At 26.3% G+C, this 8,152-nt stretch carries 11 protein-coding genes and 1 pseudogene; 8 read left to right on the top strand and 4 right to left on the bottom strand.

The window, feature by feature from the left end; translation table 11 throughout:
- The coding region (locus DU473_RS08000) for a DUF2920 family protein (protein ID WP_131186958.1) at positions 1 to 113 on the bottom strand (113 nt) is incomplete at its 3' end.
- Between the two features lie 77 nt (positions 114 to 190).
- Here DU473_RS08000 and pseF point away from each other — a divergent pair.
- The 6 genes from pseF to pseH all read left to right on the top strand — a co-directional run bounded on the left by pseF (position 191) and on the right by pseH (position 4,259).
- Positions 191 to 886 (top strand): pseudaminic acid cytidylyltransferase, encoded by a 696-nt coding sequence (gene pseF, locus DU473_RS07995; RefSeq protein ID WP_131186957.1) that lies wholly within the window; start codon positions 191 to 193, stop codon positions 884 to 886.
- Positions 877 to 1,299 carry a hypothetical protein gene (locus DU473_RS08505; RefSeq protein WP_262868316.1) on the top strand — a complete coding sequence of 141 codons (423 nt, stop codon included), beginning with the start codon at positions 877 to 879 and terminating at the stop codon, positions 1,297 to 1,299. The genes pseF and DU473_RS08505 overlap by 10 nt, the downstream gene beginning before the upstream one ends.
- Positions 1,300 to 1,566: 267 nt before the next feature.
- Positions 1,567 to 2,244: a methyltransferase domain-containing protein gene (locus tag DU473_RS07985; RefSeq protein ID WP_131163833.1), complete on the top strand. Its 678-nt coding sequence runs from the start codon at positions 1,567 to 1,569 to the stop codon at positions 2,242 to 2,244.
- Positions 2,241 to 2,951 (top strand): WbqC family protein, encoded by a 711-nt coding sequence (locus DU473_RS07980; protein ID WP_187347529.1) that lies wholly within the window; start codon positions 2,241 to 2,243, stop codon positions 2,949 to 2,951. Before DU473_RS07985 ends, DU473_RS07980 begins: the two co-directional genes overlap by 4 nt.
- Before the next feature lie 13 nt (positions 2,952 to 2,964).
- A complete protein-coding gene (gene pseG / locus DU473_RS07975) occupies positions 2,965 to 3,786 on the top strand; it encodes a UDP-2,4-diacetamido-2,4,6-trideoxy-beta-L-altropyranose hydrolase (RefSeq protein ID WP_131186956.1) in 822 nt (273 codons plus the stop codon).
- Entirely contained in the window at positions 3,783 to 4,259 is a 477-nt protein-coding gene (gene pseH, locus DU473_RS07970) for a UDP-4-amino-4,6-dideoxy-N-acetyl-beta-L-altrosamine N-acetyltransferase (RefSeq protein WP_131186955.1), read from the top strand. Before pseG ends, pseH begins: the two co-directional genes overlap by 4 nt.
- Here pseH and wbuZ read toward each other — a convergent pair.
- The 3 genes from wbuZ to pseA are packed head-to-tail and all read right to left on the bottom strand — an operon-like array spanning position 4,224 to position 6,710.
- The gene (wbuZ, locus tag DU473_RS07965; RefSeq protein WP_131186954.1) at positions 4,224 to 4,970 is read right to left on the bottom strand and encodes a glycosyl amidation-associated protein WbuZ; all 747 of its coding nucleotides are present in this window, start codon (positions 4,968 to 4,970) and stop codon (positions 4,224 to 4,226) included. The two genes, pseH and wbuZ, sit on opposite strands and share 36 nt — an antisense overlap.
- 1 nt (position 4,971) lies before the next feature.
- Positions 4,972 to 5,589, bottom strand: a complete 618-nt coding sequence (hisH, locus tag DU473_RS07960; RefSeq protein WP_262868312.1) for an imidazole glycerol phosphate synthase subunit HisH — start codon at positions 5,587 to 5,589, stop codon at positions 4,972 to 4,974.
- Positions 5,574 to 6,710: a pseudaminic acid biosynthesis protein PseA gene (gene pseA, locus DU473_RS07955; protein WP_131163838.1), complete on the bottom strand. Its 1,137-nt coding sequence runs from the start codon at positions 6,708 to 6,710 to the stop codon at positions 5,574 to 5,576. The genes hisH and pseA overlap by 16 nt, the downstream gene beginning before the upstream one ends.
- Before the next feature lie 107 nt (positions 6,711 to 6,817).
- On the opposite strand from pseA, the gene pseI reads away from it, so the two are divergent.
- The gene (gene pseI, locus DU473_RS07950) at positions 6,818 to 7,858 is read left to right on the top strand and encodes a pseudaminic acid synthase (RefSeq protein ID WP_131165641.1); all 1,041 of its coding nucleotides are present in this window, start codon (positions 6,818 to 6,820) and stop codon (positions 7,856 to 7,858) included.
- Positions 7,855 to 8,152: pseudogene (locus tag DU473_RS07945) on the top strand (motility associated factor glycosyltransferase family protein); the annotation flags it as partial. The gene pseI and the pseudogene DU473_RS07945, both read left to right, overlap by 4 nt.

The raw sequence follows: 8,152 nt of genomic DNA, 5'->3' as shown, positions 1-8,152 counted from the left end.
TTTAAATCTTTACTATCATCAAAAGTAATTCTATACTCAAGCTTACTTTCTCTTTTTATATTAAGTTCAACATCATCACAAGAATTTATTTCATAAAATTTATTTATTAGCATGGTAAATCTTTTTATAAAAATAAGAAACAATTATACTTAAACTTAGTAAAATTATAGTTTTATTTTGAGAGGTAAAAATGAAAAATCTTTGCATTATTCCAGCACGTGGAGGAAGCAAGAGAATTCCTAGAAAAAATATTGTTGATTTTTTAGGTAAGCCTTTGATTGCTTATAGTATAGAAAATGCTTTAAATTCAAAACTTTTTGATGAAGTTATTGTTTCAAGTGATGATGATGAAATTATAGAAATAGCAATGAAATATGGAGCAAAAGCTCCTTTTAAAAGGGATAAAAATTTAAGTGATGATTTTACTTCAAGCACAACTGTTATTCAAAATGCTATTAAAGTTTTAGCTTTAAAAAATCAACACTATGATAATGTTTGTTGTCTTTATGCTACAGCACCTTTAGTCAATGAAAAAATTTTAAAAGATGCTTATGAAGTTTTTATCCAAAATGGGAGTAAATTCCTTTTTGGTGCTACTGAGTTTGATTATCCTATACAAAGGGCATTTTATTTAGATGATAAAAAAAGTGTTTTTATGTTTGATGAGACATTTTATGAAAAAAGATCCCAAGATTTAATCAAAGCTTATCATGATACAGGAACATTTTATTTTGGAAAGAGCAAAGCTTGGCTTGAAACTAGTTTTATGTTTAAATCTTATTCTAGTGTTTATGTGTTGCCTAGAACTTTGGTATGTGATATAGATACCCCACAAGATTTAGAATTTGCTAAATTACTATTTCAAAGGAATAAAGGATGTTTATAAAGAATTTAAAAGGATTTAAATATCCTGATATGGAAATTGTAAGATGGTTTTTTAAAAATAAACTTGATACTTTAAAAAATGAGAAGGTTTTAGAATTTGCTTCACACAATGGTAACAATTTAAGCCTTTTTGCAAATTATGATTATGAGTGTTTAGGTGTTGAGCTTAGTAAAGAGCATTATGAAAATGCAAAATATAATTTTGATGGAATTTTAAAATATAAAAAATTTAAATTTTTTAATGAAAATATGTTAGATTTTGCTAAAAATTATAAGAATTTAAATGCTAAAGTTTTTTTAATTCCTAATGTAATTAATTTTATTACTAAAAATGAGCTTAAAACTCTGCTTTTAAATGCTAGAAAGAATCATCTTTACGTCTACGGGGGGGGGATTTTTCTTTTTTCTTTTTAAGGGCAAGAAGTATTAAAGATCATCGTTATAAACTTGGAAAAACGCTAGAAAATGGAAGTTTTATTTTAAATAATGATGAATTTAGCGGAGAAAAAGATTGTCTTTGCACTTGTTATGAAGAATACGAACTTGTAGAATATTTAAAAGAGTATTTAAATTTATATGATTTTGAGGTGATTATGAGCGAAAATATCAATGTTAAAAATAAAATTTTTATCAAAGATAGCGATATAATCGTATATGGAAAAATAAAATAGAAGGAAAATAATGTATATTAGAGACTTAAAAGGTTTGAAATTCCCAGACTTAGCAGTGATTAAATTTTTTTTTAAAAATAATTTACATCAAAGAGATAAAAATAACAAAGTTTTAGAATTTGCTTGTTCTAATGGTAATAATCTTTCTTTGTTTGCAAATTATGATTATGAGTGTTTAGGTGTAGATTTTAATGCATTAAATATAGAAAATGCTAATTTTAATTTTACAAATATTATTAAGGCTAAAAATTTTAAATTTTTTAAAGATGATATTTTAGAATTTCCTAAAAAAAATCCTGATATTAAGGCTGATATTTTTTTAATTCCTAATGTAATTAATTATCTTCATAGGGAAGATTTTTTAAATCTCTTAAAGAATTCAAAAGAATATAAAATGTTTAAAGAAAATGCTTTATTCTTTCTAAGAACAAGAAGTATTCGAGATTTTCGCTATGGTTTTGGAGAAAAAATAGCTCATAATACTTTTAAAATTAATCACGATGATACAACTGGGGAGCTAGGTTGTATTAATACTCTTTATCAAGAATACGAACTTGTAGAATATTTAAAAGAGTATTTAAATTTATATGATTTTAAAGTTTTAAATTATGAAGCTACAAATATTATGGGTGAAGATGATGCGAAAATTTTTGATAGTGATATAGTCATTTATGGAAAGATAAAATGATAGCTATAATGCAACCCACTTTTTTGCCTTGGATTGGCTATTTTTGCATGATAGCAAAAGTTAAATATTTTGTTTTTTTAGATAATGTCCAATTCGAGCAAAGATCTTGGCAAAGTAGAAATAAGATCAAACTTCAAGAAAAAGAGCATTTTATTTCTCTTTCACATCAAAAAACATCACAAAAAACTTTAATTTGTGATATAAAATTAAGTAAAGATACAAAGTGGAAAGATAAGATTTTAAAAACTTTTTATCATGCTTATAGCAAAAGTGATAATTTTAATCTTATATTTGATTTATTAAAACATAATTTAAATAAACATGAAAATTTATGCGAGTTAAATATCTCTTTAATTATCGCAATTTGTAAAATTTTAGAGATTAATACCCCTTTGTTTAGATCTTCGATACTAGATTTAAGTGATTTAAAAAGAGAAAATTTACTTGTTGAGATTTGCAAAAAATTAGATTCTAATCATTATTTATCGGCCAATGGTTCTAAAGCTTATTTGGATAAAAAAGAAGCTAAAGAATTATTTAAAGACAATAAAATAAGTATTTCATACTTTGATTTTATTCATCCAATATATAAGCAAAATTTGAATAAGCAGCGGGGGGGGGGATTTATATCTTATTTAAGTATAGTTGATTTTTTGTGTAGCGTAAAAGAGCCAAAAGAAGAATTTAAAAAAATAATACTAAAGTAAAGGTTTTTGATGTATGAAAGTTCTTTTTAGAAGTGATAGTTCTGCTAGTTTGGGATTTGGACATATAAAACGAGATCTTATTTTAGCAAAACAATATGATGAAGTTTATTTTGCATGTTTGCCTTTAGAAGGATCATTGATTGATGAAATCCCTTATCCTGTTTTTGAGTTAGAAAGTGCAAGTATTTATGAGCTTATTCATTTAATCAAGGATCATCATTTTGATTTATTGATTATTGATCATTATGATATCGATAAAGATGATGAAAAATTAATAAAACTTGAAACAGGTATTAAAATTTTAAGTTTTGATGATGAGCTAAAAGAGCATTATTGTGATATTTTGCTTAATGTTAATGCCTATGCAAAGCCTGAAGATTATAAGGGTTTAGTTCCGTTTAAATGTGAATTAAGATGTGGTTTTTCTTATGCTTTAATTAGGGAAGAATTTTATATTGAAAGCAAAATTCAAAGGGATAAAATTTGGGATTATTTTATTTGTTTAGGTGGAGTAGATGTTAAGAATTTTTCTTTAGAAATTGCCGAGGATTTGCCAAAAGATAAAAAAATTCTTATCGCCACAACAAGTGCAAATAAAAATTTAAAAAAACTTAAAAAATTTGCAGATTTGAATGAAAATATTACTTTGAGTATAGATAATGAGAATTTAGCTAAGCTTATGAATGAAAGCAAAAAACTAATTATTAGCGCTTCTTCTTTGGTAAATGAAGCTTTAATTTTAAAAGCTAATTTTAAAGCTATAGCTTATGTGAAAAATCAAGAAAAAATAGCACAATGGTTGATTAAAAAAGGTTATGAGGTAGAGATTAAATGACCTTTCTTAAGGATTTTACTACACTTAATGAAGAAGAAAAAAGATTTGTTTTAAAATGGCGCAATGATGATGAGATTTCTTCTTTTACAAGAATTAAAAGTATAACTTTAAAAGAACATTTAAAATTTATAGAAGAATTAAAATATCACAAAGATAAACAGTATTTTTTGGTTTATAAAGAAAAAGAAGCCATTGGGGTTATTAGCTTTGTGAATATTACTTTGCATTCTTGCGAATTTGGACTTTATGCAAAACCAGGATTAAGGGGTATGGGAAAAATACTTATGCAAGAAATAAAAAATTATGCTTTTAATGTCTTAAAAGTTAGAATTTTAAAAGCTTGTGTTTTTAAAAATAATGAAAAAGCTTTAAAATTATATGAGAAAAACAACTTTTCTATAATAACAGAAGATGAAAATATGTTTTATATAAGTTTATCAAATTATTCTTACGAAAAAACCATTTTGAGCTAATTCATCTTTTATATCTTTTGGGGTATATTGTGAAAAATGAAAAATATAGGCCCCAGCTAAAGCATCAGCTCCGCAGTTTAAAGCTTTAACACCATCATGTGGCTTTCCAAGTCCGCCATTAATAATAAGTGGAATTTTTAATTTATTTTGAAATATTTTTAAAAGTTCTAAATCATATCCTTGGGCTTTTCCTTCAAAATCTACAGAAGTTAAAAGTATCTCTCCAGCACCTAATTTTTCATAATTTAAAGCAAGCTCTAAAGGATCAATATCCAATAAATTTCCTCTATCATATATATGGAATTTATTATTTTTTCTTTTTACATCTATAGAGCAAACTATGCATTGAGAGCCAAAACGATTTGCTGCTTGAGTGATAAAATGAGGTTCTTTTAAAGCTTTAGAATTTATACTTATTTTATCTGCTCCTAAATTTAAAATTTTTTGTATATCTTCAATGCTTCTTATGCCCCCTCCTATTGTTAAAGGCATAAAACATTCTTTGGCTAAATCCTTAAGACTATCAAAATCTATTTGAGAATTTTTTGAAGCATCTATATCCAGTATGATAAGTTCATCTACATTTCTTGCATTGTATATTCTTACTGTGCTTGTAAGGTGTCCTATCGTGCGATAATCTTTAAATTCTATACTTTTTACAAGTTGGGAATTTTTAAGCAAAACGCAAGGAATAATTCTTGTTTTTAGCATTTTAAACCTTTAAAAAATTCTCTAAAAGTTTTAAGCCTAAATTTTGGCTTTTTTCGGGATGAAATTGCACTCCATAAATATTATTTTTTTGTAAAGAAGCACAAAATTGCACTCCATAATCACATTTTGCACTTATAAATTCCTCATTGCATTTTACATAAAAAGAATGCACAAAATAAAAATCACTTTTACTAGAAATCCCTTGATACAAAGGTTCTTGCTTTAAAATTTCAATATCATTCCATCCTATATGAGGAATTTTTAAATTTGAATTTTCATTAAAGGGTATGACTTCGCCTTCAATAAAACCAAGCCCATTGCAAATTCCACCTTCATAGCCTTTTTCTAAAAAAAGTTGCATTCCAAGACAAATTCCTAAAATAGGTTTTTTATGAGTTAAAACTTCTTCTTTAAGTACAGAGATAAAATCAAGTTTTTTTAAAGAATCCATAGCTTCTTTAAAAGATCCTACACCTGGTAAAATTAATTTTTTAGCTTTTTGAAAAGCTGTTTTTTCTTGTATTAAGAAGTTTGAAACTCCAATTTTATCTAAGGCTTTTAAAACAGAATTTAAATTTCCAGCTTGATAATCAATTACTCCAATCATTTTAAAATACATTCTTCCTTGCGGATTAAAGAACCATCAATATCTTTTAAAAAGTTACCTTTTTCATCGCATTTAAAAATTTTTTTATTAGTAAAACTATCAAGAATTTTTTGAAATTCTTCCTTAGAAAAACCACTCCATTCTAGATATTTTTTAATTGCTTTTTTTGGAGGTTTTCCATCATATTTATTAACAAGTCTTATTCCTTCTTCACGGGTTATATAACCTAGTCGTATATCTAAACAGGCATTATCACTAGCCCTTCCAAAGCCATATTTTAAGTATTTTAAATAATCATGCAAATGATTGCTATAGCAATCTAAATTTTCAAAGTTTTCATAGGTAGTTTCTACGGGACGATCTGAGGTTGAAAAACCATATTTTTGTGCAATTTGAAGATTTATTTTATAATCCCATTTAAAATAATATCCTAAGAACAATCCAGTAACTCCTACTCTTTTAAGTTCTTCATCGCTTGGATAAGTATAAAAATACAAATCTTTTTCTTTTAAACCATCTACTCCTATCATATCGCTAATACGATTTCCTAAAAGTCCTCCAAATTCTTCAAGCCATTCTCGACCTAAAATATTTTTTTCTTTACTGCTTGCAGGTCCTCCGTATTCTATTTGAGGGCTTTCACCCCAAATGATTAAAGGAATGTTAAAATTAACTGCAATCCTTGGAGCACTTGTAAAAATTCCCAAATGGTTTTGCCATTCATTATCTCCTGTTCTTATAAAGGCTTCTTTTGATAGTATTTTATAAACTTTTGGATTTCTTTTAATATGGATAAGATCTACGCCTAAATTATTTAAATTAGCAAGGTTTTTTTTGCCTATTTTAGTTGGAATACTAGGTTCAAAGCATACGCACAAAGGATTTAAGCCAAGCTCTAAAATTTTTAATACTTGAAATGTAGAATCTTTTCCACCACTAACTCCTATAACACAATCATATACAGGATGTTTTTTATGTTTTTTGATGAGTTCTAAAAACTCTTTTTCTCTTTGTTTCCAGTCAATTTTTTTATCTTTCATCTCTTGAGATCTACAAGCATCGCAAATCCCTTCTTCATCAAAATGTAAATCAGGTTTAGTATCAGGCATTACACATTTTTTGCAAAAATTCATGTTTTTTCCTTAAGGTTTAAAAAGGATAAATCGTCTAAAAAAATATAAATTTTATTAAAATATTATAAAATAATACCGATAGTGATAAAAAATATCTTAGGATTTTTATGTATATAGGAAATTTTAATCTTGATAAAAAAGTATTTATTATAGCAGAACTTTCAGCTAATCACGCTGGCAGCTTAGATCTTGCTTTAAAAAGCATTGAAATGGCGAAAAAAGCAGGAGCTAATGCTGTTAAATTTCAAACCTACACACCCAATAGCCTTACTCTTGATTGTAATAAAGATGATTTTATTATAAAAGGTGGGCTTTGGGATAAAAGAACTTTATTTGAACTTTATGAAAAAGCCAAAACGCCTTATGAATGGCATGAAAAATTATTTAATCACGCAAAAAAACATAATATTTTATGTTTTTCAAGTCCTTTTAGTAAAGAAGATGTGGATTTTTTAAAAACTTTTGATCCTATAGCTTATAAGATCGCTTCTTTTGAGGCAAATGATGAGGAATTAATCCGCTATATAGCTAAGCAACAAAAACCAACTTTGCTTTCAACTGGTATTGCAACTAAAGAGGAGCTTTATAGGGCTATAAAAATTTTTAAAGAAGAAAAAAATAATAAACTTATTTTCTTAAAATGCACTTCATCTTATCCATCTAAGACAAAAGATTTAAATCTTAATGCCATTAAAACTTTAAAAGAACAATTTAATATAAGAGTAGGTTTAAGTGATCATAGTTTTGGAAATTTAGCACCTATTGTTGCTACTACTTTAGGAGCTTGTGTAATAGAAAAGCATTTTATGATAAGTAAAGATATAAAAAGTGAAGATAGTGGATTTAGCTTAGATTTTAATGAATTTAAAAGTATGGTGAAATCAGTTAGAGAATGCGAAAAAGCTCTAGGAAAAGGGAGTTTAAAATTAAATAAAAAAACACTTCAAAATAGAGTTTTTGCCAGAAGCTTGTATGCAAGTAAAGATATTAAAAAAGGGGAGATTTTTACAGCGACTAATGTAAAAAGTGTAAGACCTTCCTTTGGTCTTCATCCTAAATTTTTTAATCAAATTTTAGGTTTAAAAGCTACTAGGGATATAAAATTTGGAGAACCCTTAAAAGAAGAACATTTTAAGGAAAAATTATGAATCCCTCTTTATTCCTAAAAAACCTAAATGCTCTAAATAATACTTTCTTAAAAGAAGAACTAAAGAAAATAAAATCAAATCTTAAATTTGAACTTATACAAGGTAAGGATAATTTAGATATAAATTTAAAAGAAACAACTGGGGGGGGGGATTGCTATCTTTACACTAACCCCCTTACTGAATTAAACTCCTTATTAAATACTTATAATGATAAATACTTCTTATACCCTGTTCTTTATTTTTATGGTTTTGGAAATGGTATTTTATTTAAAGCCTTACTTCAAAACAAAAACC

This window comes from Campylobacter novaezeelandiae (genome assembly GCF_004323845.1).
Taxonomy (GTDB): domain Bacteria; phylum Campylobacterota; class Campylobacteria; order Campylobacterales; family Campylobacteraceae; genus Campylobacter_D; species Campylobacter_D novaezeelandiae.
This window is presented reverse-complemented; position numbering and strand designations above follow the sequence as displayed.